Origin of the sequence: [Micrococcus luteus] ATCC 49442, assembly GCF_010367585.1 — a bacterium.
GTDB lineage: Bacteria > Actinomycetota > Actinomycetes > Actinomycetales > Micrococcaceae > Arthrobacter > Arthrobacter luteus_A.
Genome location: NZ_JAAAXP010000001.1, coordinates 3,387,023 through 3,412,122, shown reverse-complemented (window position 1 = coordinate 3,412,122; position 25,100 = coordinate 3,387,023). Strand labels below are relative to the sequence as shown.

At 65.9% G+C, this 25,100-nt stretch carries 26 protein-coding genes; 8 read left to right on the top strand and 18 right to left on the bottom strand.

Going from position 1 to position 25,100, the window contains the following annotated elements:
• Positions 1 to 239 precede the first annotated feature (239 nt).
• Positions 240 to 707, top strand: a complete 468-nt coding sequence (locus tag GUV69_RS15580) for an Lrp/AsnC family transcriptional regulator (RefSeq protein WP_164204060.1) — start codon at positions 240 to 242, stop codon at positions 705 to 707.
• A gap of 18 nt (positions 708 to 725) precedes the next feature.
• On the opposite strand, the gene GUV69_RS15575 is transcribed toward GUV69_RS15580, so the two are convergent.
• Complete coding sequence (locus GUV69_RS15575; protein WP_164204058.1) at positions 726 to 1,181, bottom strand: Lrp/AsnC family transcriptional regulator; 456 nt, start codon at positions 1,179 to 1,181, stop codon at positions 726 to 728.
• Positions 1,182 to 1,286: 105 nt separating this feature from the next.
• On the opposite strand from GUV69_RS15575, the gene GUV69_RS15570 reads away from it, so the two are divergent.
• Entirely contained in the window at positions 1,287 to 1,940 is a 654-nt protein-coding gene (locus GUV69_RS15570) for a LysE family translocator (protein ID WP_164204056.1), read from the top strand.
• Here the strand turns inward: GUV69_RS15570 and GUV69_RS15565 are convergent.
• The 6 genes from GUV69_RS15565 to GUV69_RS15540 all read right to left on the bottom strand — a co-directional run bounded on the left by GUV69_RS15565 (position 1,937) and on the right by GUV69_RS15540 (position 7,523).
• A complete protein-coding gene (locus tag GUV69_RS15565; RefSeq protein ID WP_164204054.1) occupies positions 1,937 to 2,296 on the bottom strand; it encodes a nuclear transport factor 2 family protein in 360 nt (119 codons plus the stop codon). The genes GUV69_RS15570 and GUV69_RS15565 overlap by 4 nt on opposite strands.
• A 55-nt stretch (positions 2,297 to 2,351) precedes the next feature.
• Complete coding sequence (locus tag GUV69_RS15560; RefSeq protein ID WP_164204052.1) at positions 2,352 to 3,317, bottom strand: hypothetical protein; 966 nt, start codon at positions 3,315 to 3,317, stop codon at positions 2,352 to 2,354.
• A 33-nt stretch (positions 3,318 to 3,350) separates the two neighbouring features.
• Positions 3,351 to 3,851, bottom strand: coding sequence for a DUF456 domain-containing protein (locus GUV69_RS15555; protein ID WP_164204050.1), 501 nt, complete (start codon positions 3,849 to 3,851; stop codon positions 3,351 to 3,353).
• A gap of 147 nt (positions 3,852 to 3,998) precedes the next feature.
• Entirely contained in the window at positions 3,999 to 5,198 is a 1,200-nt protein-coding gene (locus GUV69_RS15550; RefSeq protein WP_164204048.1) for an NAD(P)-dependent malic enzyme, read from the bottom strand.
• A 292-nt stretch (positions 5,199 to 5,490) separates the two neighbouring features.
• A complete protein-coding gene (locus GUV69_RS15545; RefSeq protein ID WP_164204045.1) occupies positions 5,491 to 6,099 on the bottom strand; it encodes a TetR/AcrR family transcriptional regulator in 609 nt (202 codons plus the stop codon).
• Between the two features lie 101 nt (positions 6,100 to 6,200).
• Entirely contained in the window at positions 6,201 to 7,523 is a 1,323-nt protein-coding gene (locus GUV69_RS15540; protein WP_164204043.1) for an MFS transporter, read from the bottom strand.
• A gap of 130 nt (positions 7,524 to 7,653) precedes the next feature.
• On the opposite strand from GUV69_RS15540, the gene rraA reads away from it, so the two are divergent.
• Together rraA and GUV69_RS15530 are read left to right on the top strand one after the other, a co-directional pair.
• Positions 7,654 to 8,148, top strand: coding sequence for a ribonuclease E activity regulator RraA (gene rraA / locus GUV69_RS15535; protein WP_164204041.1), 495 nt, complete (start codon positions 7,654 to 7,656; stop codon positions 8,146 to 8,148).
• Positions 8,149 to 8,366: 218 nt separating this feature from the next.
• Positions 8,367 to 9,806 (top strand): sugar porter family MFS transporter, encoded by a 1,440-nt coding sequence (locus tag GUV69_RS15530; RefSeq protein ID WP_164204039.1) that lies wholly within the window; start codon positions 8,367 to 8,369, stop codon positions 9,804 to 9,806.
• A gap of 9 nt (positions 9,807 to 9,815) precedes the next feature.
• On the opposite strand, the gene GUV69_RS15525 is transcribed toward GUV69_RS15530, so the two are convergent.
• From GUV69_RS15525 to GUV69_RS15485, 9 genes are all read right to left on the bottom strand, one after another.
• Complete coding sequence (locus tag GUV69_RS15525) at positions 9,816 to 10,331, bottom strand: GNAT family N-acetyltransferase (RefSeq protein WP_373458777.1); 516 nt, start codon at positions 10,329 to 10,331, stop codon at positions 9,816 to 9,818.
• Between the two features lie 54 nt (positions 10,332 to 10,385).
• Positions 10,386 to 10,634 (bottom strand): hypothetical protein, encoded by a 249-nt coding sequence (locus GUV69_RS15520; protein WP_164204037.1) that lies wholly within the window; start codon positions 10,632 to 10,634, stop codon positions 10,386 to 10,388.
• A gap of 212 nt (positions 10,635 to 10,846) precedes the next feature.
• Entirely contained in the window at positions 10,847 to 11,605 is a 759-nt protein-coding gene (locus GUV69_RS15515) for an iron ABC transporter ATP-binding protein (protein WP_164204035.1), read from the bottom strand.
• On the bottom strand, positions 11,602 to 12,660 hold the full coding sequence (locus GUV69_RS15510) for an iron chelate uptake ABC transporter family permease subunit (protein ID WP_164204033.1): 1,059 nt from the start codon (positions 12,658 to 12,660) through the stop codon (positions 11,602 to 11,604). The genes GUV69_RS15515 and GUV69_RS15510 overlap by 4 nt, the downstream gene beginning before the upstream one ends.
• The gene (locus GUV69_RS15505; protein WP_164204031.1) at positions 12,653 to 13,660 is read right to left on the bottom strand and encodes an ABC transporter permease; all 1,008 of its coding nucleotides are present in this window, start codon (positions 13,658 to 13,660) and stop codon (positions 12,653 to 12,655) included. The genes GUV69_RS15510 and GUV69_RS15505 overlap by 8 nt, the downstream gene beginning before the upstream one ends.
• A gap of 29 nt (positions 13,661 to 13,689) precedes the next feature.
• Complete coding sequence (locus GUV69_RS15500; protein ID WP_164204029.1) at positions 13,690 to 14,640, bottom strand: siderophore ABC transporter substrate-binding protein; 951 nt, start codon at positions 14,638 to 14,640, stop codon at positions 13,690 to 13,692.
• 293 nt (positions 14,641 to 14,933) lie between these two features.
• On the bottom strand, positions 14,934 to 16,097 hold the full coding sequence (locus tag GUV69_RS15495; RefSeq protein ID WP_164204026.1) for a mannitol-1-phosphate 5-dehydrogenase: 1,164 nt from the start codon (positions 16,095 to 16,097) through the stop codon (positions 14,934 to 14,936).
• Positions 16,097 to 18,184, bottom strand: a complete 2,088-nt coding sequence (locus tag GUV69_RS15490; protein ID WP_164204024.1) for a PTS mannitol transporter subunit IICBA — start codon at positions 18,182 to 18,184, stop codon at positions 16,097 to 16,099. Before GUV69_RS15490 ends, GUV69_RS15495 begins: the two co-directional genes overlap by 1 nt.
• A gap of 49 nt (positions 18,185 to 18,233) precedes the next feature.
• On the bottom strand, positions 18,234 to 18,962 hold the full coding sequence (locus GUV69_RS15485) for a TetR/AcrR family transcriptional regulator (RefSeq protein WP_164204022.1): 729 nt from the start codon (positions 18,960 to 18,962) through the stop codon (positions 18,234 to 18,236).
• 161 nt (positions 18,963 to 19,123) lie between these two features.
• Between GUV69_RS15485 and ptsP the strand changes: the two genes are divergently transcribed.
• Entirely contained in the window at positions 19,124 to 20,809 is a 1,686-nt protein-coding gene (gene ptsP, locus GUV69_RS15480) for a phosphoenolpyruvate--protein phosphotransferase (RefSeq protein WP_164204020.1), read from the top strand.
• Between the two features lie 53 nt (positions 20,810 to 20,862).
• Positions 20,863 to 21,141, top strand: coding sequence for an HPr family phosphocarrier protein (locus GUV69_RS15475; RefSeq protein WP_164204018.1), 279 nt, complete (start codon positions 20,863 to 20,865; stop codon positions 21,139 to 21,141).
• Between the two features lie 98 nt (positions 21,142 to 21,239).
• Here GUV69_RS15475 and GUV69_RS15470 read toward each other — a convergent pair whose 3' ends face one another.
• Complete coding sequence (locus GUV69_RS15470; RefSeq protein ID WP_244292746.1) at positions 21,240 to 22,022, bottom strand: alpha/beta fold hydrolase; 783 nt, start codon at positions 22,020 to 22,022, stop codon at positions 21,240 to 21,242.
• A gap of 49 nt (positions 22,023 to 22,071) precedes the next feature.
• Here GUV69_RS15470 and GUV69_RS15465 point away from each other — a divergent pair, with 49 nt between their 5' ends.
• Complete coding sequence (locus tag GUV69_RS15465) at positions 22,072 to 22,461, top strand: helix-turn-helix domain-containing protein (protein ID WP_164204016.1); 390 nt, start codon at positions 22,072 to 22,074, stop codon at positions 22,459 to 22,461.
• On the opposite strand, the gene GUV69_RS15460 is transcribed toward GUV69_RS15465, so the two are convergent.
• A complete protein-coding gene (locus GUV69_RS15460) occupies positions 22,458 to 23,675 on the bottom strand; it encodes a PucR family transcriptional regulator (RefSeq protein ID WP_164204014.1) in 1,218 nt (405 codons plus the stop codon). The two genes, GUV69_RS15465 and GUV69_RS15460, sit on opposite strands and share 4 nt — an antisense overlap.
• 234 nt (positions 23,676 to 23,909) lie before the next feature.
• Here GUV69_RS15460 and ald point away from each other — a divergent pair, with 234 nt between their 5' ends.
• Positions 23,910 to 25,028: an alanine dehydrogenase gene (gene ald, locus GUV69_RS15455; RefSeq protein WP_164204012.1), complete on the top strand. Its 1,119-nt coding sequence runs from the start codon at positions 23,910 to 23,912 to the stop codon at positions 25,026 to 25,028.
• Positions 25,029 to 25,100: the final 72 nt, after the last annotated feature.

Below are 25,100 nucleotides of genomic sequence, written 5' to 3'. Positions count from 1 at the left end.
CTCTTGTCGTGATTGCAGAATGACCGTGGTGTGAACAAGTGTCATCAGCGGCAGCCTCCTTGCGGGAAGCGGTGTCCAGTTTCCGGGTGGTGTGCCGGGGAGCCTGTCAGCCAGCAGGATTCGGCGGTAGCCTTTGCCTGCTTGTTGCCACCATTTGACCAGACAGCCTACAGTTGGCACAACCGGCATAGGAATCATTGGTCAGACTGATCAATGCAGATGGCATGGACCGACGGAGAATGATCACATTGCAGGAATTGGATGCCACCGACAAGCGGATCCTTAACGCCCTCGACGAGGATCCCCGCCTTCCGATCATGGTTCTGGCCCAACGGCTGGGCCTGGCGCGTGGAACCGTTCAGTCACGCCTGGAGCGGATGACGGCGTCGGGTGCGCTCCGGCCCAACAGCAGCCGCGTGCTTCCGTCCGCTCTGGGCCGCGGCGTGGCGGCCGCAGTAAGTGCCGAACTGGACCAAAGCCACCTCAACGAAGCCATCGCCGCGCTCCGTGAAATACCCGAAGTCCTGGAATGCCACGCCCCCGCCGGCGACACCGACCTGGTGATCCGGGTAGTGGCCACGAGCCCTGACGATCTGTACCGCGTCTCGGAGGAAATCAGACTCTGCCCGGGGATCGTCCGGACGTCCACCAGCATGTTCCTGCGCGAGGTCATCCCATACAGGACCACGGGGCTGCTGAAGGAGTAGAGGTCCCGGGGGCTGAATCTAGACGGGCGGCCCCGCGTTGGACTTGAGGTTCTTCATTACCAGCGTGGATGTCAGCCGTTCTACGCCGGGCAGCGACGTGAGCTCGGCGTCATAGAAACGCTGATAGGCCGGCAGGTCCTCGGCGATGACCTTCAGCAGGTAGTCCGGTGAGCCGAAGAGCCGCTGCGCCTCCACGATGTTGGGTGAGTCAGCCACGCGGTTCTCGAAGATCTCCATGGTGGAGCGGTCCACCTGGCGCAGGGTGACGAAAACAATTGCTTCGAAACCGAGCCCGACGGCGGCGGGATCGATGTCCGCCTTGTAGCCGCGGATCACCCCGGACGCTTCCAGGTCACGGAGCCTCCGGTGGCATGGCGCCACCGTCAAACCCACCTTGGCGGCGAGCGCCGTGGCAGTCATTCGGCCATCCTCTTTGAGATAGCGCAAAATATTCCTGTCAATATGGTCGATCACGCAAGAAGCTTACCAATTTAGATCCGATGACAGCGAAAAAGGTAAGCACTTATGGCCGGAAAGTTCATAGGGTTTGTGCTGTAGCCATCGGACAGGAGCCCACCCATGAACCCCCAGCTGTTTTTCGCCTTCGTGCTGGTTGCCGCGGCCCTCGCCTGCACGCCCGGCCTGGACTGGGCGTACTCGATCACCGCCGGACTGCGGCAGCGCAGCTTCGTCCCGGCAGTGGCCGGACTGTGTGGCGGGTACGTCCTGCACACCCTGCTGATGGTGGTGGGCCTGGCGGCGCTCCTGTCGGGGATGCCAGGCCTCCTCGGCTGGCTCACCGTGGCGGGGGCCGGGTACCTCCTCTGGCTGGGCATCAGTACCCTCCGCTCCTGGCGCGGGGCCTCCTTCAGTGCGGCAGACGCCGTCGGGAAGCCCGTCAACCAGCTCCGGACCTTCCTGCAGGGCATGGGCACCAGCGGCATCAACCCCAAGGGACTGCTCTTCTACGTCGCGCTGGTCCCCCAGTTCGTCAGCCCGGACGCCGCCTTCCCGCTGCCCGTCCAGTCCGGACTGCTGGGACTGACCTTCGTCCTGCTTGCCGGAACCGTCTACACCTGCGTGGCACTCATGGCCCGGAAGCTCCTGCAGTCCCGCCCCGGCGCCGCGCGCGCAGTCACACTGACCAGCGGCATCATCATGATCGGGCTGGGTTCAGTACTCCTGGCCGAGCAGGTGGTCCCCGTGGTGGCCGGCCTTGCCCGGCACGCCTAGACCTTGCGCTCCATGAACCACTCGGTGAACTCCGACGCGCGGCCGTCCGGCTCCAACCGGATCACCCACAGGTTGTCATAGCTGGGCCGGTCGCCAAAATAGTGCGTGAAGCCCTGAACGAACGCCAGGCCGCCGTCGGTCCCCAGCAGGTTCCAGTCGAACGACCATTCGTCCGGCTCATCCCGCTCAACCAGCCAGCGCTCGACGATTTGCTCGCGCCCCCGCCAGGCATCCGGATCGTGCGGCCGGGTGGCGTAGACGGCCTGCTCAGTGAACAGTGCCTTGATGTCCGCGGGCTCGTTGGTGGTCCACGCCGCGATGTACTTTTCCATCCAGGTCCGGACTGCGTCGCTCATCCCTCCGTTGTACTCCGGGGCAGATGGCACCACAAGGCGTCCGCGGCCGGCAAGCCTATTTCCCGTCCAGGTTCTCCCACTCCTGCTCCCACAGCCTGCGTTCGTCCACGTCCTTGCGGATCACCTCGAACGTTTCCAGCTCCGCCGGCCTGCCCCGGAGCCAGTCCCGCGGGTTGAGGGATTTGCGGCCGTTGTCCAGCACCAGAAGAGCGCGGTCCGTCAGGGCGTCGTTGCGGAGCACCACGTCCGTCTTCCGACGGCGAAGCACCTCCTTCAGCGCCTCGTGTGCCTTTGCGTGCGCCCCGAGCCGCCGCAGCGCACGGCCCCGCAGGAGCAGCAGCGCAGCCGAGAGGTCATCGGAATTCATCAGGCCCTCAGTCCAGATCACCACCTCCTTGTCCCGCCCCAGCGCGAACGCCAGTGAACAGCGGGCCAGCGCTGAGGGCAGCGACGGCGGCAGGCCGGCTACCGTCTGGAGGGCGGCTTCCAGCTGGCCCGTCTCGCGCAGGGAGTGGGACAGTGCCAGGAAGACGGATTCCTGCCCGAACAGGACGGGGACTTCAATGCGCTCGGCGACCTCGACCCGGGTGACCACCCGCGTCAGGTACGTGGCCGCATACTGGTTGGCGTCGTCGTCGTTCCTGATGGACAGGCCCCGCTGGAGAAGCTCGGAAGCGCGCAGGTAGCCGCCGTGCTGGTATGCCAGGAGGCCGGCCATAACGGAACACAGGCCGGCCCAGCCCGGGTACGTGCGGCCCACGGCAATGAGCCGCTCCGGTTCCCGGCTCGTAAAGATGGCGTTATGGATTGCTTTGACCGTCCGGCCGGGCATGATCCCCAGCCTGGGGACGTCGCCGTCCACGGCGATCAGCGCAGCATCACGGCCACCGAAAACACCGTTGATCAGCCCGCCCACGCTGCCGGCAAGCTCCCGGACGGGAGTCTGGAACTGGACGTTTCCGAACGGCGTCAAATCCCGGGTGTCCCGGTAAATCGGTCCTCTGGCATCCCCCACGGTCATCTCTCCATGCTACGGCGAGAGCGCGTCGCCGCCCTACGTGACGGCGGCGATCCAGAGCCCGATCACCCAGGTACTGGCGGCCAGGCAGGCCAGCCCGAACTCTACGAGGATGCCCAGTCCGGTGGCCTTCAGCGCCGCCCAGCTGGTGGTGGTTGCGGTGTGGATGTGTCGCGTCCGGTGCAGCTCACTGAGCAGCAGACCGGCGGCGAACCCCACAAAGAGGCCCACGAAGGGGATGATGAACATCCCGATGACGCCTGCAATTAGGCCGACGACCACGCTCCGGTTCGGGATGCCGTGCTGCTTGAGCTTCCGGCCGGCCAGGACGGCGCTGGCGGACATGCCGGCAACCACAAACACCATTCCCACCGCGAAGACCACCCAGCCCAGCGTTCCTGCACCGCCCCAGATGGCCCACGCCAGCAGGCTGAGGCCGATCAGGAAGCTGCCCGGCAAGACCGGGATGATGGTCCCGGCCACTCCCACCAGGATCGCAAGGCCACAGAGGATGCTTACAACAGTTTCGGAGTTCATGAGCCCCAGTTTAGGGTGGCGTCGCCGGCCCGCCGGCAACGGGGCGGGCACTCCGGCTTGTGCCCGGCTCAACGCACGACGGCGGTGCCCCACCGTTGAATGGGAGGCACCGCCGTCGGACGTTAGGGAACTGTGTGGCTGGTGAGGTTACTCAGCTTCCACAGCGGCAGCCACGGCGGCCGTCACTGCGGGGGCAACCCGCGGGTCCAGCGGGCTGGGCACGATGTAGTCAGCGGACAGGTCCTCTTCGGCGAGCTCGGCGATGGCGCGTGCCGCGGCAAGCTTCATGGCGGGAGTGATCCGGCGGGCGCCGGCATCCAGGGCACCGCGGAAGATGCCCGGGAAAGCCAGCACGTTGTTGATCTGGTTGGGGAAGTCGCTGCGGCCGGTGGCCACAACGGCGGCGTACTTGACCGCAACCTCGGGCAGGACTTCGGGGTCCGGGTTGGAGAGGGCGAACACGATGGAACCGGCGTTCATCAGCTTCAGGTGCTCTTCATCCAGCTTGGAGGAGGAGACACCAATGAAGACGTCCGCGCCGAGCAGTGCATCGCCCGGGCCGCCGGTGATGGCGCGCGGGTTGCTCCGCTGGGCCATCTGGGACTTCTTGCTCTGCGGATCAGCCACAATGTCCGCCCGGGCGCTGCTGATGACGCCCTTGGAGTCGAGCAGCACAACGTCCCCGATGCCTGCGGTGAGCAGGATTTCGGCCACGGCGATGCCGGCCGCGCCGGCACCCGAAACAACCACCCGAAGGCCGGACAGTTCGCGGCCGGTGACCTTGGCGGCGTTGGTCAGGGCAGCGAGGGCCACCACGGCGGTGCCGTGCTGGTCGTCGTGCATAACGGGGCAATCCAGGGCTTCGATGAGCTTCTCTTCGAGTTCGAAGCAGCGCGGGGCGGAGACGTCCTCGAGGTTGACGGCGCCGAAGCTGGGGCGGAGCCGGACGAGGGTTTCCACGATCTCGTCCACGTCCGTGGTGTTGAGGACGAGCGGGATGGAATCCAGTTCGCCAAAGGTCTTGAACAGGGCGGACTTGCCCTCCATGACCGGCAGTGAGGCGCTGGCCCCGATGTTGCCCAGGCCAAGGACGGCGGTGCCGTCGCTGACCACTACCACCAGGCGCTGAGCCCAGGTGAGGGTCTTGGCGAGCTCAGGGTTGGCGTGGATGGCACGGCTGACTTCGGCCACACCCGGGGTGTAGGCGATGGACAGGTCGCGCTTGTTGGACAGGGGGACGGTGCTGGTGACCGAAAGCTTGCCGCCCTGGTGGGCATCGAAAATCTCGGCTTCGGTCAGGGCCGTTGCGGCGGAGTTGTCAGTGGGTGCGATTGCGTCAATGGACACTTCGTTGTCTCCTGGTGCTAGCCGTGGGCGTACGGCGCGGAATGGCTCAAGCGCAGGGAGGCTCAAGGTGGTCTAATTCGGCGCTTCGTGGGCCCAGTTGTGGCGGGCCCGGGGTGAAGTCCTTTGCAGAGGCAGGTTCCCATCCTCTCCGGTCCTGCAATAATAAACAGCGCTCACTGGCGCAAAGTTGTGTTTCGTGACCGGAAGAGCGCGCCAAATCGTTTTGTCACTGCAATTTGTGATCCACATCACTGCATAAAGGCGTATTTAATCGCCCATTGGTCTAGACCAGTTACGCTGATCGATGGGCCCTGCGGGCGCCTGGAGCGACCGGAGCAAGCAGGGTGCAGGCCTTTTTCAGGTCCTCTTCGGCCTCGAAGAGCGATAACCGGCGGTTTCGGACGGACTGGACCAGACCAGTGACCGTCAGCAGGAGCACCCGGGCCGCCACGGCGTCGGCGGAGGCGGTTGTCACTGCCTTTTCGCTGAGGGTGTCGATCTCCTCCAGAAGGGCCGTGGTGTCCCTGCCCTTGAGGTACACGCTGCGGGCCAGGCACTGTTCAACGGCGGGCTGCATCACCCGCATGTGGAAGATCTCCATAACCACGCCGGTGAGGGCGCGGCCGCCAAAGCTGGCAGCTGACGTGCTGGCACGCGACTGGAGCTCATCCAACTGCTGGCGATAGAGGGCCAGCATCAGGTGTGCGGGTGAGGGAAAATACCGGTAGACGGTGCCCAGCGGAACACCTGACTTCTCCGAGATCCCGGCCAGGTCCACTGACTCCAGCCCCTTCCGGGCAAACCCTCCGGCGGATTCGAGGACGCGTGTATAACGCAGCCTCTGCCGTGGAGTGGAGGGCCGGGCGGCCATGGGCGGATGGTCGGGAAAGGTCTCGGGCATCAGCATTCCGGGGTAGTGAACTTACGGTGCAGCGGCAGGCGGGTCCCCATCCCGGTTGCCCTGCAGTCGGCCTCAACTATACGGCACGGTAACTTACCGGCTCAGTCCACGCCTTTGATCTTGACCACGAACACGGCGCCGAGCAACCCAAGGACGGCCGCAGTAATGAACAGCGTGAAGTACCCTCCGAAGTACGTCACCGCGAGGAACGCGAGGCCGGTCGCGAACACCTGCGGCAGCGAGGCGGCCACGTTAATGACCCCCATATCCTTGCCACGATCAGCGGCCTGCGGCAGCACCTGCGTCAGCAGCGCGAAGTCAACGGCCTGGTAGGCGCCGAACCCAATGCCCAGGATGGCGGCGCCAACCAGGGCGCCGGTCCACACCGGGAAGAAGGCCATGGTCAGGCCCGCGAGGGCAATGAGGGCTGAGGATCCGATCACGAAGGGCTTGCGCTTGCCCACCCGGTCGCTCCACGGCCCCGCAATCACCGCAGTAATCATCACCAGCACCGCATAAATGCCGGTCAGGATCAGGACTCCCAGCGCCGGGTTCTCCAGCTTGAGGACGTCCCCGAGGAAAAAGATCAGGTACACAATCGTCAGCTGGTTGCAGACGTTGACCAGGAAGCGGGTGAGCCACGCCCAGGCGAAGTCAGGGTGGCGGGCCGGGCTGATCCAGAAGCCGCTGAGGAAACTGCCCCACGAGAACGGCGGCCGGAGTTCCCTGGACAGCGGCGGGTCATTGCGGTGGAACAGGTACGGCACCACGGAGAACAGCAGGGCGGCCGCACACATGGTGTAGCCCACCATGAAGTTTCCCGACACCACCGCCCCGAAGACGGCGCCCAGGAGGATGCCCGCCGTTTGGCCCAGGGCCGCCAGTCCCCCCACTCCGCCGCGCTGCAGCACCGGCACCTGGTCCGGGATGGCGGCGGTGATGGCCGCGTAGGCTGCGTTGGCGCCCAGCTGGACCAGGCACCAGAACAGGACCATCAGGGCCACAGAGGTGGCCCCGGACATTGCCAGCAACGCTGCCGTGGCCAGGACGGCACCGGCCAGGACCCAGGGGGAACGACGGCCGAAACCCGAAACCGTCCGGTCGGACAGCGCCCCGAACAGCGGATTGGCCACCAGGGATACGGCGGCGCCGCACCCAAGTACGAGGGAGGCGATGGCTTCCTTGTTGGCTTCGTCGATGCCAATGGCCTGCTCGGCGATAAAGACGTTGATGGGCCCAAAGAACGCGGCGTTGATGCCAACGTTAACCAGCACCAAGCCGGTCACCCAGCGCGCGGTGACCCTCTGCGTCGGCTCGGCGAGCGCCGCCGTCGTACTTCCTGCTCCTGCCAAGGGCTGTCCCGTGGAGCCTGGATCCGATGCACGGCCGGGATCGGCCGCTGCGGGTGTGTCGGGCAGGCTCATAGCTGGTTCCCCCTGGAACGGTAGGTAATTCTGGAGACAGACTATCGTGGGCATCAAGCCCCGCTTGTCATACGGCGCACGCCGTGCGGGGACCGCCCTGGACACCAGACACCGGACACCTGGAGATGCAATGAACGCACCCGCCCAACGCCCCGCCGACGCCGTCAATACCGCCGATCTCTACGACGAGCGCGGCGAGGACCTCGCCTCCGTGTCCCTCCAGTTCCAGTCCCTCGGCGGACGCTCACACTTCAGCGGCCCGGTCCGGACCATCCGCTGCTTCCAGGACAACGGGCTGGTCAAGTCCACCCTGGCCACCCCGGGCAACGGCGCCGTCCTGGTGGTGGACGGCGGCGGTTCCCTGGGCACGGCCCTGATGGGGGACATGATTGCCGAGAGTGCCGTCGCCAACGGGTGGGCCGGCGTCGTTATTAATGGCGCCATCCGCGACCGTGAGGCGATCGCCGGGCTGGACCTCGGCGTCAAGGCGCTGGGCAGCAATCCGCGCAAGAGCGCCAAGGCCAGCGCCGGCGAGGTGGACGTGGATGTAGTGCTCGACGGCGTGACCTTCCGTCCCGGTGTCACCGTCTGGTGCGATCCGGACGGCATCCTCGTGGAGCGCTGAGGTCCTCCCCTCCCGATCGAGCGGTGAGATCCCGGCGTTAAGCGCGCCTCTTAGCGCCGGGATCTCACCGCTCGATCGCGAGGCGGGCGGCCCGCCGCCAAGTGGAACGACGGGCGGTGACGTGCCACACTGGCACGTGCACACCGGCCAATCTGCGCCGGTACCGCAGCCGACGACGTCCGCACCGCAGCCACCCACCCCCAAACCCAGGGAGAACTATGTCCACCGCCACGGAGCAGACAGCCGCCAAAATCCCGCAGCGGGTGATCTGGCTGGCACTTGCGGGTGCTGTTGGCGGCTTCCTGTTCGGCTTCGACTCCTCCGTGGTGAATGGCGCGGTGGATGCGATCAAGGATGAGTTCGCACTGTCAGAGGCCGTTACCGGATTCGCCGTGGCCATTGCCCTCCTGGGCTGCGCGGCCGGCGCCTTCCTCGCCGGAAAGGTCGCCGACCGCTACGGCAGGATCCCCGCGATGAAGCTCGGCGCCCTGCTGTTCCTGGTCAGCGCCATCGGGACCGGCTTCGCCTTCGGCGTCTGGGACCTGATCTTCTGGCGCCTGGTGGGCGGCCTGGGCATCGGCCTCGCCTCAGTGATTGCGCCGGCCTACATTTCCGAGATTTCCCCGCGGCACGTCCGCGGCCGGCTGGCCTCGCTGCAGCAGCTGGCCATCACCACGGGTATCTTCGCCGCCCTCCTGTCCGACGCCGTCTTCGCCACCAGTGCCGGTGGCGCAGACCAGGCGTTCTGGCTGGGCATCGAGGCGTGGCGGTGGATGTTTCTCGCCGCAGCGGTTCCGGCCGTGGTCTACGGCTGGATCGCCTACACGCTGCCCGAATCCCCTCGGTTCCTGGTGGTCCAGGGCAAGGAAGACGAAGCCCGCAAGGTGTTCGAGTCCATCGCCCCGTCTGAGGTCACGGACCGGCACATCCGCGAGATCCAGGACGCCATCGAAGAGGACAAGCTGGCCGGCCAGAAGGGCTCGCTCCGGGGCAAGACCTTCGGCCTGCAGGCCGTGGTCTGGATCGGCATCATCCTCTCCGTCCTGCAGCAATTTGTGGGCATCAACGTGATCTTCTACTACTCCACCACCCTGTGGAAGGCCGTGGGATTCCAGGAGAAGGACTCGCTCACCATTTCCGTGGCAACCTCCATCACCAACATCCTGGTTACCCTCGTGGCCATCGCCCTCGTGGACCGGATCGGCCGCCGCCCCATCCTGCTGGCCGGTTCCATCGGCATGGCAGCCTCACTCGGCACGATGGCGCTGGCATTCTCCTCTGCAGTGGGCACCGCGTCCGAAATTTCCCTGCCGGGCGCCTGGGGTCCGGTGGCCCTGGTCGCGGCCAACATCTTTGTGGTCAGCTTCGGGGCGTCCTGGGGCCCGCTGGTCTGGGTGCTCCTCGGCGAGATCTTCCCGTCCCGGATCCGTGCCCGTGCCCTCGGCCTGGCTGCCGCGGCGCAGTGGGTGGCAAACTTCGCCATCACACTCAGCTTCCCGGTGATGGCCGCCGCTTCGTTGCCCCTGACCTACGCCATGTACGCGCTGTTCGCTGCGGCATCGTTCTTCTTTGTGATGTTCAAGGTGCCGGAGACCAATGGCATGTCCCTGGAGCAGGCAGAGACCCTCTTTGTGGCCAAGGGTTCCAGGAAGGCCTGACCGCCACCCTCAGAGCGTGAGCTTCATGCCCTCGTGGCTGGCGTCAAAGCCGAGCCGTTCGTAGAAGCGGTGGGCGGCCGTCCGGGATTTGTGGGTGGTCAGCTGCATCAGAGTGCAGCCGCGGCGGCGCGACTCGTCGATGGCCCACTGCACCATCAGGTTGCCGATGCCCTGGCCACGGAGGCTCTCGGCCACCCGCACCGCCTCAAGCTGAGAGCGCCACGCGCCCTGCCTCGAGAGGCCGGGGAGGAAGCTCAGCTGGAAAGTTGCGATCACCTGGCCTGTCTCAGCGCCTGGGGAAACCAGCTCCCCCACCACCAGAAGGTGGGCCGGGTCGGCGTCGATCGCTTCGAAGGCCTGCTCATACGGCGTCATGTCCTGGCTCTGTTCACGGCCTGCGCCCAGCGAGTCGTCGGCCAACAGCGCCACGATGGCCGGGAGGTCCGCCGGTAAGGCGCGCCGGAGACTGATCGCCCCGCCGTCGACGTCGGCAGTCAGCAAGGGGGCAACGGCACCGGTATTCACCCCACCAGCATTCCACACCGCCACCGCCGGAGGACCGTACGCTGGCACCTACAGTCAATTGGGGGAGAGCCTGTCATGGATCACACCACGGTTTCCGGATTGCCAAGGAAGACGCTGCACGCGGGAATTATCACGGGTGCCATCGGCGCGTTCGCAGTCATTCTTGCTCCACAGATCATGCAGCTGTTGGTGCTTGGTCCCAGCTATTCCCAGGCACTCGGCGCAGTCCTCCAAGTGCTTTTTCAGCTCGTCACGCTCTTCTTCCTGCGTTTTCCGCCGCCCTGTTGCTGCCTCGCTGGTCATGCGCCATCTTGACGCGGCACTCGCGCCGCGGGCGCAGACACCACTCGACGCCCTGCCGCCAACGGACTAGGCCAGCCACAGATGAAGTACGACGCCGGCACTCACGGTGAGTGCCGGCGTCGTGCGTTAAGTGCGAGAGCGTTTCGGAAAAACCCGCATTAAGTGAGAGAGCGTCGCCGAAAAACCGACATCAAGTGAGAGAGCGTCGGGGGTCAGGCGAAGTAGACGCCGATGCGGTTGCCGTCGATCTCTTCGATGCGGATGTCGATGTCATAGACGTCGTGCAGCATGGCGGCCTGCATGATCTCCGCCGGAGTGCCCTGATGGACCAGGCGGCCGTCCTTCATGGCCAGGATGGTATCCGAGTAGCAGGACGCGAAGTTGATGTCGTGGACCACCAGGACGATGGTCTTGCCCAACTCGTCAGCCAGCCGGCGCAGCAGCCGCATCATCTCCACCGAGTGCTTCATGTCCAGGTTGTTCAGCGGCTCGTCCAGGAGCAGGTATTCGGTGTCCTGCGCCAGGACCATGGCGATGTAGGCGCGCTGGCGCTGGCCGCCGGAGAGCTCGTCCACGAACTTGTCCGCCATGGAGCTCAGGTCCAGGTGCGCGATGGCCTCCTCCACCTTGGCCAGGTCCTCCACAGTGGGCCGGCCGCCCGAGTGCGGGAAGCGGCCGAAGGCCACGAGGTCGCGGACCGTCAGCCGCATGGTCAGGTGGTTTTCCTGGCGGAGGATGGCCATGGTGCGGGCCAGATCGCGGCTGGGCGTGGCCGCGATGTCCAGCCCGGCCACGGAGACGGCACCGCTTTCCAGCGGCTGGAGCCGGCTGATCAGCGACAGCAGCGTGGACTTGCCCGCGCCGTTGGGCCCGATGATTGAGGTGATGCCGCCGCGGGGAATCATGCAGGTGACGTCGTCGAGGACCTGCTGGCCGCCGTAACTCTTGGAGACGTTCCGGACGTCAATCATTTCAGCGAGCCTTTCAGCAGGAGGTAGAGGAACAGGATGCCGCCGGCGAACTCGATGACCACGCTCAGGGCGGTGGCGAAGCCGAAGACGCGCTCCAGGATCAGCTGCCCGCCCACCAGCGCCACGGCACCGATCAGCACCACAATGGGGATCAGCCGGGCGTGGTTGAAGTCGCGGCAGAGCTGGTAGCCGAGGCTGACCACCAGCAGGCCAAAGAACGTCACGGGCCCCACCAGAGCGGTGGACACGGCAACCAACAGGGAGCAGGCCAGCAGGCTCCGCATGACCACACGGCGGTGGTCCACCCCCACATTGATGGCCAGTTCCCGGCCCAGGGCCAGGACGTCCAGCGTGTGCCGCGCCCGCCATACGCCGACGCAGACAACGCCGATGATTACGGCCGAGACGCCCAGCAGGGCAGGATCCACGTTGTTGAAGCTGGCGAAAAAGAGGTCCTGAAGGATGATGAATTCGCTGGGCTCCATGAGCCGCTGCAGGAGCGAGGAGAACCCACGGAAGAGGCTGCCCAGGATGATGCCCACCAGCAGCAGGAGGTGCAGCGACCGGGTGGCGCCGGTGAACATCCAGCGGTACAGCAGGGCACTGAAGGCCACCATCAGGACAACTTCGACGCCGAACTGCAGCGTGGGCGGCGCAGCGGTCACTGCCGCGGCACTTACGGTGAAGACGAGCGCCGTCTGCACCAGGATGTAGAGCGAATCAAAGCCCATGATGGACGGCGTCAGGATCCGGTTGGCGGTGACGGTCTGGAACAGCAGGGTGGAAACGCCCACGGCGACGGCCACCAGCAGCATTGCGGCCACTTTCAGGGCACGCCGTGGAAGCACGTAGCCCACGTTGCCTTTGAGGTCGCTGAACAGGAAGAACACGACTGCGGCGACGGTGGCGGCCAGCAGTATGCCGATCACCAGGCGCGGCGGCGCGTTCCGGATGCTGTTCCGCAGGCGCGCGCCGGGCTTCGGCGCGGCAGGTTTCAGCGTGGGCGCACCGGGCGTGCCTGAAATGGCAGGACTGGGTGTGGCGGTTTCAGGCATTGCGTTTCCTCAGGATCAGGACGAGGAACAGGATGGCCCCCACCACGGCCATCACCATGCCCACGGGAACTTCGTAGGGATAGCGGATGGTGCGGCCGATGATGTCGCAGACCAGCACAAATCCGGCCCCGAAGAGGGCCGTCCACGGTACGGCGCGGCGCAGGTTGTCGCCGAACAGGAGCGAAACGATGTTGGGTACCACCAGGCCAAGGAACGGCACGGCGCCCACGGTGGTCACCACCACGGCCGAGATCAGCGAGACGATGATGAGGCCCAGCCGCATGGTCACCCTGTAGTTGAGGCCAAGGTTGGTGGTGAAGTCCTCGCCCATGCCGGCCACCGTGAACCGGTCGGCGGCCAGCAGCCCCACGAGCATCAGCGCGGCCACGATCCACAGCAGCTCATACCGGCCGCGGAGCACGCCGGAGAAGTCCCCGATCATCCAGTTGCTCAGGGTCTGGAGCAGGTCGTAGCGGTAGGCGAAGAACGTGGTGACGGCCGCGATGACCCCGCCCAGCATGATGCCCACCAGCGGAATGAGGAGGGTGTTCCGGGTGGGCAGGCGCCGCAGGATGGCAAGGAACAGCGCCGTGCCCAGGACCGCGAAGATGCTGGCAACACCCATCCGCAGGAGGATCGGTGCCGTCGGAATGGCCACAGTGACCACCAGGATGCCCAGCGTGGCGGACTCGACGGTCCCCACGGTGGACGGCTCCACAAAACGGTTCCGGGCCATCAGCTGCATGATCAGCCCGGCCACGGCCACCGCCATGCCGGCCAGGACCACGGCCATGGTGCGCGGGACGCGGGAAACCCAGAAGATTTCGACGGCGGCGGGATCGCCGGCGAGCAGCGCCGGCAACGACACGTCACTGACCCCAACGAACATGCTCGCGGTGGCCAGGGCCAGCACAACGGCGGCAGCCGCAACCAGCCCCACGTACTCGCGGGACCGGCTGCGGCTTACCGGCGCGGCGGTCCGCACCGCCGTCGTTGTCATGATTGGGCGTTAGTCAGTGGTCAGGGAGCTCAGGCCACCGATTCGGCAACGGCCTCAACCATTGCCTGGACGTTGTTCAGGCCGTAGCCAACGATGTACCAGGCGGCGGGGTCCAGGCTGATGACCTTGTTGTTCTTGGCGGCGTTGGTGGACTGGACCAGCTCGTTGTCCAGGACCGGGTTTGCGTCTGCGGCCTCGGCACCGATGGCCGTGTCGCGGTTGATGACGTAGAGGAGGTCGGGGTTGACCTGCTTGATGTATTCGAAGGACACGGACTCGCCGTGGCTTCCTTCAGACTTGACGTCGGCAGCGGTGGGAACGCCCAGGACGTCGTGGATGATGCCGAAGCGCGAGCCCGCGCCGTAGGCGGTGACTTCGCCGCCGGAGGTCAGCACGATCAGGCCTTTGCCGGCGTCCTTGGCCTTGGACTGCGTCTCGGCGATGGTGGCATCCACGTCAGCCAGTTTGGCTTCAACGTCCGCCGACTTGTTGAAGATGGTGCCTAGCTTCTTGGTCTGGTCCTTGAAGCTCTCCATCGGGTTCTTGGCATCGATGGAAAGGTCAATGGTGGGGGCGATCTTGCTCAGTTCCTCGTAGGCGCCGGCGGTGCGGCCGGAGATGATGATGAGGTCCGGGGCGCCGGCGCTGACGGCTTCAAAGTCGGGTTCCTTCAGCGAACCGATCTTCTCGTACTTCGCGTCCGCGTACTTCGAGAGCGACTCCGGGTAGCTGGCCTCGGGGACGCCGGCGGGCTCGACGCCCAGTGCGTCGAGGGTGTCCAGAACGCCGAGATCGAACGTGAAGACCTTCTCCGGGTTGACCGGCACGTCGGCGGTGCTGCCCTGGGCATGCTCCACCGTGATGCTGGGGGCCGCCTCGGAGGCGGGGGTTGCGGTGGCAGCGCCGCCGCAGGCGGTTATGGTCAGAAGCGCAGCTCCCGCCGCCAGTGCCCCCAGGTAGCTCGAAAGCTTCTTCTTCACGTCAATTCTCCAGTCCGCTAATAGGTCACACGTTTGTTGCCTAATGTACCTGCACTCTATAAGTAAGGTGAGGCTAACTTCAAAACGTAACGGCCATAGCGGGCTGATTGTGGTTGGGATCACAACGCACGACGCCGGCACTCGGGTGAGTGCCGGCGTCGCGGTTTGGTGCGGGAGGGTTGCCCGAAAACCCACGTTAAGTGCGAGAGGGTTCCCGAAAAACCCGCATTAAGTGAGAGAGCGTCCGGGTGTGGGCGGGGGTATGGGTGGACGGGAGGAGGGGCACGGCCGCGTTAGGCCGGGGCTATTGCCCCTTCCTGCTGGCGCTCCTCCACAAGGGTGGAGACGGCGGCGAACAGCGGGTGTCCGGGTTCCAGCCCCGTGATCCGTTCGGTGGCATCCGCGGGCGTGGACGATGCCAGGATCTGCGCGAGTTCCGTGGCCTCGGCGTCGGCCGGATCGTTGAAGCGCAGGGCAGCGGCGATGGCACCCAGCAGGGCCTCCGGCACGATTCCGCGTTCGGCCAGCTCAGCCGCCGGACCGATGAACCGCTCGTGCCGGCTGAGCTTCCGCAGCGGGGCGCGGCCCACCCGGTTGACCGTGTCCGGCAGGTGCGGGTTGGAGAACCGGACCAGGATCTTCTGGACGTAGGCCTCCTGCTCGTCGTTGTTGAATCCGTGCTTGGCCACCAGCAGCTGCTTGGTCTCTTCCAGGACGGCGCGGACGTCCTCCGCCACATCCTGGTCGGCCATGGCGTCGGAAATCTTCTCCAGCCCGGCCTCAAACCCGAAGTACGCGGCGGAGGCATGCCCGGTGTTCACGGTGAAGAGCTTCCGCTCGATGTAGGGCGAGAGCTCGTCCACGAACGTGGCACCCGGAATCACCGGCGCCGCGTCGCCAAACGCGGTCCGGTCAATGACCCACTCGTAGAACGTCTCCACCGTGACATCCAGGCCCTGGCCGGGTTCCTGGTTGGGCACGATCCGGTCCACGGCCGTGTTGGCAAACACCGCCAGGGAGTCCAGCGAGCCGGCGGCGTCGTCCCAGAGGGCTGCCACCTCGGTCCGCAGGATGTCGGTGGCATTAATGGCGTTCTCACAGGCCATGACCTGCAGCGGCGCCAGTCCGGCGTCCCGCGCGGCGATGCCCTTGGCAATGGCGGGCGCCACGAATTTCAGGATGTGCGGCCCCACGGCGGTGGTGACCATGTCCGCCGTCGCGACTTCCCGCACCAGGTCCGCTTCCTGGGTGGCGGAATTGAGCGCCCGGAAGTTGTCCACTGTCCGGACGGTGGGGTTTTCGCCCACCTCGTTGACGTTGTAACTGTCCGCTGCCGCCAGCTGGGTGATGAGGTCGTCCGCGACGTCGGCGAACACCACCTCATACCCGGCCTGGTGCAGCAGCAGCCCAACAAACCCGCGGCCGATGTTCCCGGCGCCAAAATGTACTGCCTTCACTATGCGTTGACCTTTCCGAACAGCTCCAGGACTTCGTCCACGGACGTCGCGGCCTCCAGCTGGGCCACTTGGGCCTTGTTGGTGAAGACCTTTGCGATGGAGGACAGGATGTGGAGGTGCTCGTTGTTGATGCCGGCAACGCCCACCACGAACTTGACCTGCTTGCCGTTCCAGTCGATGCCGTCCGGGTAGCGGATCACGGACACCGCGGACTTCATGATGTGGTCCTTGGCTGCGTTGGTGCCGTGCGGGATGGCCAGGAAGCTGCCCATGTACGTGGACACGGACTCTTCGCGCTCGTGCATCGCCGCGAGGTAGCCCTCGTCCACAGCGCCGCGGTCCAGCAGGAGCCGGCCCGCTTCGTCAATGGCGGCGTCACGGGTGGTGGCGCGGCCGTTGAGGATGACGCTCTCGGCAACCAGGATGTCCGACGGCGGCGCCTGGGTCCCGGCGGCAGCTGCGGTCCCGCTGCCGGCAGCACCTGCGCCGTCAACGGGGGCATCGGCGACGTGGGCGCCGTGGCCTGCCGCGGCTGCTCCGGCAGTGGCAGCACTGGCGGCGGCAGCACCGGCGTCGGGCGTTGCACCCCCGGCGTTGTGCTCTCTGACCAGTTCCACAATTTCGTCGTAGCGGGGGCTGTTCATGAAGTTGTCCACCGAGAAGTGCGCCGCGCTGGACGTGGCCGGCTTGGCCCGCTCGGTCAGGTCCTGGTGGGTGATGACAACGTCGTACGTGTCGTTGAGGTTGGCGATGGCCGCGTTGGTGACCTTGACGTCGGGGAAACCGGCGGCCTTGATCTTGTTCCGCAGTACCGAGGCGCCCATGGCGCTGGAGCCCATGCCGGCGTCGCAGGCAAACACAATGTTCTTAATGGGGCCTGCGAGGACGGCCGTGCCAACACCCGCACCGGCGCCTGCACCCGCGCCGGTCAGGGCCGAGGAAACTGAGCTCTTTTTGCCCTTCATGGATTCCATCTTGGACGTGGCGTCAGTCAGGTCCGTCTCGTCGCTGTGCTTGGTGGTCTTGAGGATCACGGAGGCCACCAGGAAGGAAACCGTGGTGGCAAGAATTACCGCCAGGATCACCCCGACGTAGCTGTCACGCGAGGTCTGGGCGAGTACTGCAAGGATCGATCCGGGCGCCGCGGGGGCAACCAGCCCGGAACCGGTGATGGCCATGGTGGCGATGCCGGTCATGCCGCCGGCGATCGCAGCCAGGATCAGGAGCGGGCGCATCAGGACGTAGGGGAAGTAGATCTCGTGGATGCCGCCGAGGAAGTGGATGATGGCAGCACCGGAGGCTGACGCCTTGGCCACACCCCTGCCGAAGAACATGTACGCCAGCAGGATGCCCAGGCCGGGGCCGGGGTTGGCCTCGAGCAGGAACAGGATGGACTTGCCCTGGTCCAGTGACTGCTGGATGCCCAGCGGAGTCAGCACACCGTGGTTGATGGCGTTGTTCAGGAACAGCACCTTGGCTGGCTCGATGAAGATGCTGGTGAGCGGCAGCAGGCCGTTGTTGACCAGGAACTGCACCACGTTTCCGGCGCCTGTGCTGAACGCTGTGACCAGCGGAGAGATGCCGTAGAAGCCAAGCATGGCCAGCAGGGCGCCCCAGATGCCTGCGGCGAAGTTGTTGACCAGCATTTCGAAGCCGGGCCGGATCTTGGCGTCCCAGAGGGAGTCGATCTTCTTCATGGTCCAGCCGCCAAGCGGACCCATGATCATGGCGCCGATAAACATCGGAATACCGGCGCCCACAATGACGCCCATGGTGCCGATGGCACCCACGACGCCGCCGCGGACGTCATAGACCATCCGGCCGCCCGTGTACGCGATCAGAAGGGGCAGCAGGTAGGTGATCATGGGGCCAACCAGGCCAACGTTGGGATCGCCGTCAGCGTTGGTGCCGAAGCCTCCCAGCCCTGGGACCGGGATCCAGCCCTTCTCGATAAAGAGCGCGGTGATGAGGCCCCAGGCGATGAACGCCCCCATGTTGGGCATGATCATTCCGGACAGGAACGTCCCGAACTTCTGGACGCCGACCCGCACGCTGGTGCGGGGTTTTGCAACTGTCTCTGTTGCCATGTGATTTCCTAACCGTCATTCCTGCTGCTGCGCAGGATGGGTCCGATATTTACGACGAAGTGCTGGTGGAGATCCGGTGGAGCCATTCGAGGAACAGTTTGAGTTCCGAGCTGGAGAGCTGGTCCGAGTGCGATGCCTGGAGTGCGGCGTTCAGGGCGATCGCAGCCACCACCACCGAGGACTTTCCCGAGTCTTCCGGGGAAGCTCCTGCGGCCTGCTCCGTGGACACCGCAAAGATCATGGCGTCCCGGGTCATGGTGGACAGTTCAAGGTTTCGTTCAGCAACGGGCTCAGCGATCAGCATGAGCGTCACACCCACGTTGGCGGCCAGGATGGACCTGGCGGCCTCCCGGGGCTGGACGTTCAGCTGGCCTGCCGCTGCTGCTTTGGTCAACATTTCTTCAAGCAAAGCCTCGGCATCGGCAACGATGGCGGGGCGGCTTTCCGGACGGATATTGCCGAACATCACCAAATACAGTTCGGGCTGGTTGAGCCCGAACTGGACGTGGTTGTCCCACATCCGCCGGATGTCTTCCAGCGGCTGTCCGGACGGGGCGAAATCCCTCTCACCCGCAACGTATTCCTCAAATCCCGCGGCGACAACGGCGTCGAAAAGACCTTCCTTGTCACCGAAGTGGTGGTACAGCGTGGGCGCCGTGACTCCTGCCAGCTGCGTGATCTGGCGGGTGGAAACGGATGCCCCCGCGGATTTTGCCAGCAATTCTGCCGCTGCTTTGAGCAGTCGCATTTTGGGGGGAAGCTGGCCATCCAAACTCATAGCCGCTACCCTATCACCTATAGCATTGCTATATGAACTGAATCACATACAATTTTTTCAGGCACGTTTCCGCCGTCGCACATGGTTGTCGCGGCGGCCCCGGCATGGCGCCGGGACCACCTTGGGCGGGCCTGGCAAACGGCAGAGAATGAGGACCTTCAGTGCAGACCTTCCCAGGAGTAGGCGTCAGCCCCGGCCGCATCATCGGAACCATCCGCCAGATGCCCAAACCGATCAGCGAACCCCCGGCAGGTGAGCCGCTGCCCGCCGGAGTCACCGCCGAGGACGCGACAGCCGCCCTCAAGGCCGCCTCCCAGGCCGTGCACGACGAATTGAAGAACCGTGCCGCCCACGCCACCGGTGACGGCAAGGCAGTCCTGGAAGCCACGGCACTGATGGCCAAGGACACCATGCTGATCAAGGGTGCGGCGAAGCTCGTGGCCCGCGGCACCTCCGCCGAGCGCGCCATCTGGGAGTCGGGTTCCTCCGTTTCCGAAATGCTTCATAACCTCGGCGGCTACATGGCCGAACGCGCCACCGACGTCCTGGACGTGCGTGCACGGATCGTTGCCGAGCTGCGCGGCGTCCCCGCGCCCGGCATTCCGGCCTCCAGTACCCCGTTCGTCCTGGTGGCCGAGGACCTGGCGCCGGCGGACACCGCCACGCTGGATCCGAACAAGGTATTGGCACTTGTGACAGCCGGCGGCGGCCCGCAGTCCCACACCGCCATCATTGCCCGCTCCCTCGGCCTGCCGGCAGTAGTGGCTGCCGTCGGCGTGGACGAACTCGAGGAGGGCACGGAAGTCTACGTGGACGGCGCGGGTGGGACCATCACGGCCGAGCCCGATGAATCCCTGCGTGCCGCAGCGGAGGCGTGGGCGGCCACCGCCTCCCTGCTGGCTGAATTCAGCGGCACGGGTGCGACGGCGGACGGCCACCTGGTGCCCCTGCTCGCCAACGTTGGCGGCGGCAAGGATGCCGAGGCAGCCGCAAAACTTGGCGCCCAGGGCGTGGGCCTGTTCCGCACCGAGTTCTGCTTCCTGGAGCGGGACACCGAGCCCAGCGTCGAAGAGCAGGCCGCCGCGTACAAGAGCGTCTTTGATGCGTTCCCGGGCAAGAAGGTGGTCCTGCGCACGCTCGACGCCGGCGCCGACAAGCCGCTTCCGTTCCTGACCGACTCCACGGAACCCAACCCGGCCCTGGGCGTCCGCGGCTACCGGACGGACTTCACCACCCCCGGCGTCCTGGACCGCCAGCTGGAAGCCATCGCGTTGGCAGAGGCGCAGTCCGACGCGGACGTCTGGGTAATGGCTCCGATGATTTCGACCGCGGAAGAGGCTGCGCGCTTTGCGTCCATGTGCGCCGACGCCGGGATCAGGACCCCCGGCGTGATGGTGGAGGTCCCGTCCGCTGCACTGACCGCCGAAGCCATCCTGCGTGAAGTGGGCTTCGCCAGCCTGGGTACCAACGACCTCACGCAGTACGCCATGGCCGCCGACCGCCAGCTGGGCCCGCTCGCCAACCTGAACACGCCGTGGCAGCCGGCTGTCCTCCGCCTCGTGGGGCTTACGGTGGAAGGCTCCCGCGCCGAGGGGAACAACAAGCCTGTGGGCGTCTGCGGTGAGGCTGCCGCGGATCCGGCCCTCGCCGTCGTACTCACCGGCCTGGGCGTCACCACGCTGTCCATGACGGCGCGTTCCCTTGCCGCCGTGGCCGCGGTCCTGAAGACGGTCACCCTGGCCGAGGCGCAGCAGCTGGCCAAGCTGGCACTGTCCGCGCCCAGCGCCACCGAGGCGCGTGCCTGGGTCCGCGAAAAGCTTCCCGTGCTTGAAGAGCTCGGGCTCTGAGCAGCCGGCTCCGGCGCCCCGCCAACCACTACAAACACCTACCAGGAGGAACAATGCCCGAACGCATCGCCACCATCGCCAGCCGCTCCGGCCTGCACGCCCGCCCCGCCGCGCTCTTCGCCGAGGCTGCCGGCGATGTGGGAGTGGACGTCACCATCGCCATGCAGGGCGACCCGGAGGATGACGCGCTGGACGCTTCGAGCATCCTCTCGCTGATGACCCTCGGTGCCGCAAAGGGTGATGTGGTGGTGCTGCGCGCCGAAGGTGACGGCGCCGACGCGGCGCTGGACTCCCTGGTCAAGCTCCTGGAAACGGACCTGGACGCCGAATAGGCGGCGCCACGAAGAGTACGACGCCGGCGCTCACCTCACGCGGTGCGCGCCGGTTGCCGGTTCATTGCGGCGGTGGCGCATTCAGAAGGTGCCGCCGTTCAGGCTGTCACGCCGAAGCCGTCCACTGCCCGGGCCCAACTGCTGATCGCTGCGGCCGCGGGCCCCGTGGCGGTGTGCTGGAAAACGTGGCCGTGGCCGGGGATTTCGGCTGCGCTGCCCTGGGGGGTCCGGGCTGCCAGCAGGCGGCACCAGTCGCGGCCGGCAATCGGGTCCTTGCTGCCGCGGAGGACCAGCAGCGGCTGGCTGACGCCGCTGATCCGGGCCTCCAGCGGATACTGCATCATGACGGGCAACTCGGTGAGGTACCAGCGGAGGCCGGCCCGGAAATAGTCCGAGAAGACAATGGCGTTCGCGGACAGGCTTTCGCTGAACATGGCGTCGCGGGTCAGGGCGAGCGCCTGCCTCGCAACTGATTTGCGGCGGGGGTCCACCACCGGTCCCATCAGCACCAGCCCGGCCACGAGATCCGGCTCCTGCAGCGCCAGTTCCACAGCATGCTGGGTGCCCATGGAGTGGCCGACCACCACACAGGATGTCACGCCGGCAGCCGCGAGCGCGGTGCGTACAAAAGCGGCGAACTCACCCACCGGTACCTGGCGCGGAGGCTTGGGCGCATCGCCGAAACCCGGCAGGTCAAAGGAATAGACGTCGGCCGTCAGCGAAAGCTCCTGGTGCAGCCGTGCAAGGTAGCGGTGGGAGACACCAATTCCGTGCAGCAGGACATAGGTCCGGCGCGGACCGTCGTCCCCGGGCGCAACTGAAGCGTACAAACGGCCTGTCAGGCCGCCTGTTTCAATGTCCCTGCCACCGGTGAGCTTCACCCAGCGAGCATACCGCCCTCCCCTGCAGGTGCCGGGTTAGGCTGTTGGCATGGCACTGATAGCTCCCCGAATGACTGCCGGCCTGCCGGCCGAAGACGCAGGAAAACTGCGGCAGGCATTGGAAGGCGGCCACGACATCACGGTCTTTGTGGACGGCACCGTCCACCGGCTGACGCCCGAGGCGAGGGACGCCGTCGTCGACCTTCTCAGCCGGTTCAGCCGCGGCGAAGCGGTGACTGTCAGCAGCGTGGAGGAGATGCTCACCACCTCCCAGGCGGCCGAACTCGCCGGCATTTCCCACACGTATCTGCGCAACATGACAGACCGCGGCGAAATCCCGGTGGAATACCGCGGCACGCACCGCAGGATCAGGCTGGCGGCCATCATGGCGTGGCTGGACCAGCAGAAGAAAAACGAGCAGGCGGCCGGGACCAGCTAGATCCGGGGACGCAGCGCCCAGCGCCGCATCTTCAGCGCGGCGTGGAGTTCCAGGCGGGGCATGCCTTTCAGGGGGTCGACGCCGAGGAGCTGGCGGATGCGGCCCAGCCGGTTGTAGACGCTGCTGCGGTGCAGGTGGAGTTTGGTGGCAACGTCCTGGACGGAGCCGTCGTTGTCGTAGATGAGCTCCAGCACCGGGAGGAGCTCATGGTTCCGGTCGTGGTCCTCCAGCATCCGGACGTAGACGGACGCGGAGTCGGCCCAGGCGCCCGCGCCGCCGCCGGCGGATGCCAGCAGTTGGTAGACCCCGGTGGACCGGCAGTCCACCAGTTCGCCCAGCTGGGGATCCACCGCGGCCGCCTGGGCCGCCTGCCGGGATTGCCGGTAGGCCTCTGCCAGCTCGCGCGGCTTCGCGAAACCCTCGCTGATGCCCAGGATGATGCGGTGCACCGGGCGGCCGGAACGTTTGGCGAGCTCCAACTGGTAGTGGACCAGGACCTGGGCGTGGTTGGCGCGGCCCACCGACTCACTGAACAGCACCACCGAGTGGGTTTCGGTACCCGCGCTGAACAACGCCTTGTCCACACCGATGGTGGCCTGGAGCGCGGCCGAGCGGTGGATCAGCGTGGAGGCGATGGGGTCAGGACCGCCTGCCCAGCCGTCGGCGTCGAGCACTGTGACCACCTGCCACGGACCCTTGCCTTGGATTTCCTTCCAGCCGGCAATGGCCGCCACCGCGTTCGCCTCGCCGGAGCAGGCCGCCAGGAACTCGCGTTCGCGGCTGCGCCGGAATTCGGACTCTGCGGTGTTGGAGTCCAGGAGCATGCCGGAAAGCAGCTCAATCTCATGGGTCACCGCCGGCAACTGGGAGACAATCGCCGTCGGGCTTTCCTCTGCGGAGTCCTGCTGCACCCACAGGTACCCCACGCGGAACCCGCGGACCATCAGCGGAACACAGACGCGGCCGAGCATGTCCAGGTCCGGGTTGGCGGGAATTATCACCGGGCGGACGGCTGTGGCGATGCCATGGGAGAGCTGCCAGGCACTGACATCGGCCGGCACCCTTTTACTCAACAGGAAGTTCACCCTGACCCGGTCGGCGTGGGACTGGTTGGAGCTGTAGGCGAGCAGCAGGCCGTCCAGATCTTCCAGTGAGAGACCGCGTCCGAGCTTCTGGGCCACCTGCTCTACGAGCGCTTCCACATCCTGCTGCATGGGCTAACAGTACTGCTCAGCAGGCTCTTCCGGCGAACAAACACGAGGCGACACCTGACGCCCCCAGGCTAAACATTTGTCGACCTAAGAAAACCGAAAAGCCCGGAATTACGCGGATGCCGCCAGGGCAGGATCCCACTTTCCTGTCAGGTGGGTCACAGCCGGATTTATTCTGGAATCACAACCTTTCCCCGCAATTTCGGACCCATCCGGTCCGAGAACATGGAGCCCCAAATGATCATCGGTGTCCCCAAAGAGATCAAGAACAACGAATTCCGCGTCGCCATCACCGCCGCCGGGGTTCACGAGTTCCGCAGCAGCGGCCATACCGTCCTGGTGGAACGCGGTGCCGGGCTCGGATCAGGGATCACGGATGAGGAATACGCGATCGCCGGCGCAGAGATCGTGGCCGACGCCGATGACGTCTGGGGCCGGGCAGACATGGTCATGAAGGTCAAGGAACCCATCAAGGCCGAGTACCACCGCTTCCGCAAAGGCCTGGTGCTGTTCACCTACCTCCACCTCGCCGCGGAGCCCGAACTTACGCAGGAGCTCATCAACTCCGGCGTCACCGCCATCGCCTACGAAACCGTGCAGGAAGGCCGCGCGCTGCCGCTGCTGGCACCGATGTCCGAGGTAGCCGGCCGGCTGTCCGTGCAGGTTGGCGCCACGTCCCTGATGGCACCCGCCGGCGGCAAAGGCGTCCTCCTCGGCGGCGTCCCGGGTGTCCGCCCGGCCAAGGTCGTTGTCCTTGGCGCCGGCGTGGCCGGCACCAACGCCGCCGCAATGGCCCTTGGTCTCGGCGCCGACGTCACCATCCTGGACATCAACATCAACCGCCTCCGCGAACTGGACGCCCAGTACGCCGGCCGGCTCAAGACCGTGGCGTCCAACAAGTACGAGATCGAGAAGTCGGTCGTTGATGCCGACCTGGTCATCGGCTCCGTGCTGATCCCCGGCGCCAAGGCCCCCAAGCTGGTCACCAACGAACTCGTGTCCCGCATGAAGCCGGGCTCCGTCCTCGTGGACATCGCCGTGGACCAGGGCGGCTGCTTCGAGGACACCCACCCCACCACGCACCAGGAACCCACCTACAAGGTGCACAACAGCATCTTCTACTGCGTAGCCAACATGCCCGGCGCCGTTCCCAACACCTCCACGTACGCCCTGACCAACGTCACCCTGCGCTACGCCGTGGCCTTGGCCAACCTGGGTGTCCGGGCAGCCTTCGACCGTGATCCCGCCCTCGCCGCAGGGCTCAACATCGCCGGCGGCCACGTGGCGCACCACTCCGTCTCCGAGGCCCACAACCTGCCCCTCGTCGCGGACTGGCACGAACTCGTTTCGGCCTAGTCAGTTTTCATCGGCTGCTCCGTAACCGCCCTTTTGGACCCCCAGAACGGCCGTTACGGAGCAGCCGATTTC

What these genes read in the sequence shown, in the direction of transcription:
- GUV69_RS15565 (WP_164204054.1), bottom strand. Translation starts at nt 2,296, where the DNA reads ATGAGCGACGCAGTCCGGACCTGGATGGAAAAGTACATCGCGGCGTGG.
- GUV69_RS15530 (WP_164204039.1), top strand. Translation starts at nt 8,367, where the DNA reads ATGTCCACCGCCACGGAGCAGACAGCCGCCAAAATCCCGCAGCGGGTG.
- GUV69_RS15570 (WP_164204056.1), top strand. Translation starts at nt 1,287, where the DNA reads ATGAACCCCCAGCTGTTTTTCGCCTTCGTGCTGGTTGCCGCGGCCCTC.
- ald (WP_164204012.1), top strand. Translation starts at nt 23,910, where the DNA reads ATGATCATCGGTGTCCCCAAAGAGATCAAGAACAACGAATTCCGCGTC.
- GUV69_RS15460 (WP_164204014.1), bottom strand. Translation starts at nt 23,675, where the DNA reads ATGCAGCAGGATGTGGAAGCGCTCGTAGAGCAGGTGGCCCAGAAGCTC.
- GUV69_RS15520 (WP_164204037.1), bottom strand. Translation starts at nt 10,634, where the DNA reads ATGACCAGCGAGGCAGCAACAGGGCGGCGGAAAACGCAGGAAGAAGAG.
- GUV69_RS15545 (WP_164204045.1), bottom strand. Translation starts at nt 6,099, where the DNA reads ATGCCCGAGACCTTTCCCGACCATCCGCCCATGGCCGCCCGGCCCTCC.
- GUV69_RS15475 (WP_164204018.1), top strand. Translation starts at nt 20,863, where the DNA reads ATGCCCGAACGCATCGCCACCATCGCCAGCCGCTCCGGCCTGCACGCC.
- GUV69_RS15510 (WP_164204033.1), bottom strand. Translation starts at nt 12,660, where the DNA reads ATGCCTGAAACCGCCACACCCAGTCCTGCCATTTCAGGCACGCCCGGT.
- GUV69_RS15555 (WP_164204050.1), bottom strand. Translation starts at nt 3,851, where the DNA reads ATGAACTCCGAAACTGTTGTAAGCATCCTCTGTGGCCTTGCGATCCTG.
- GUV69_RS15490 (WP_164204024.1), bottom strand. Translation starts at nt 18,184, where the DNA reads ATGGCAACAGAGACAGTTGCAAAACCCCGCACCAGCGTGCGGGTCGGC.
- GUV69_RS15505 (WP_164204031.1), bottom strand. Translation starts at nt 13,660, where the DNA reads ATGACAACGACGGCGGTGCGGACCGCCGCGCCGGTAAGCCGCAGCCGG.
- GUV69_RS15485 (WP_164204022.1), bottom strand. Translation starts at nt 18,962, where the DNA reads ATGAGTTTGGATGGCCAGCTTCCCCCCAAAATGCGACTGCTCAAAGCA.
- rraA (WP_164204041.1), top strand. Translation starts at nt 7,654, where the DNA reads ATGAACGCACCCGCCCAACGCCCCGCCGACGCCGTCAATACCGCCGAT.
- GUV69_RS15540 (WP_164204043.1), bottom strand. Translation starts at nt 7,523, where the DNA reads ATGAGCCTGCCCGACACACCCGCAGCGGCCGATCCCGGCCGTGCATCG.
- GUV69_RS15515 (WP_164204035.1), bottom strand. Translation starts at nt 11,605, where the DNA reads ATGATTGACGTCCGGAACGTCTCCAAGAGTTACGGCGGCCAGCAGGTC.
- GUV69_RS15465 (WP_164204016.1), top strand. Translation starts at nt 22,072, where the DNA reads ATGGCACTGATAGCTCCCCGAATGACTGCCGGCCTGCCGGCCGAAGAC.
- GUV69_RS15580 (WP_164204060.1), top strand. Translation starts at nt 240, where the DNA reads ATGATCACATTGCAGGAATTGGATGCCACCGACAAGCGGATCCTTAAC.
- GUV69_RS15560 (WP_164204052.1), bottom strand. Translation starts at nt 3,317, where the DNA reads ATGACCGTGGGGGATGCCAGAGGACCGATTTACCGGGACACCCGGGAT.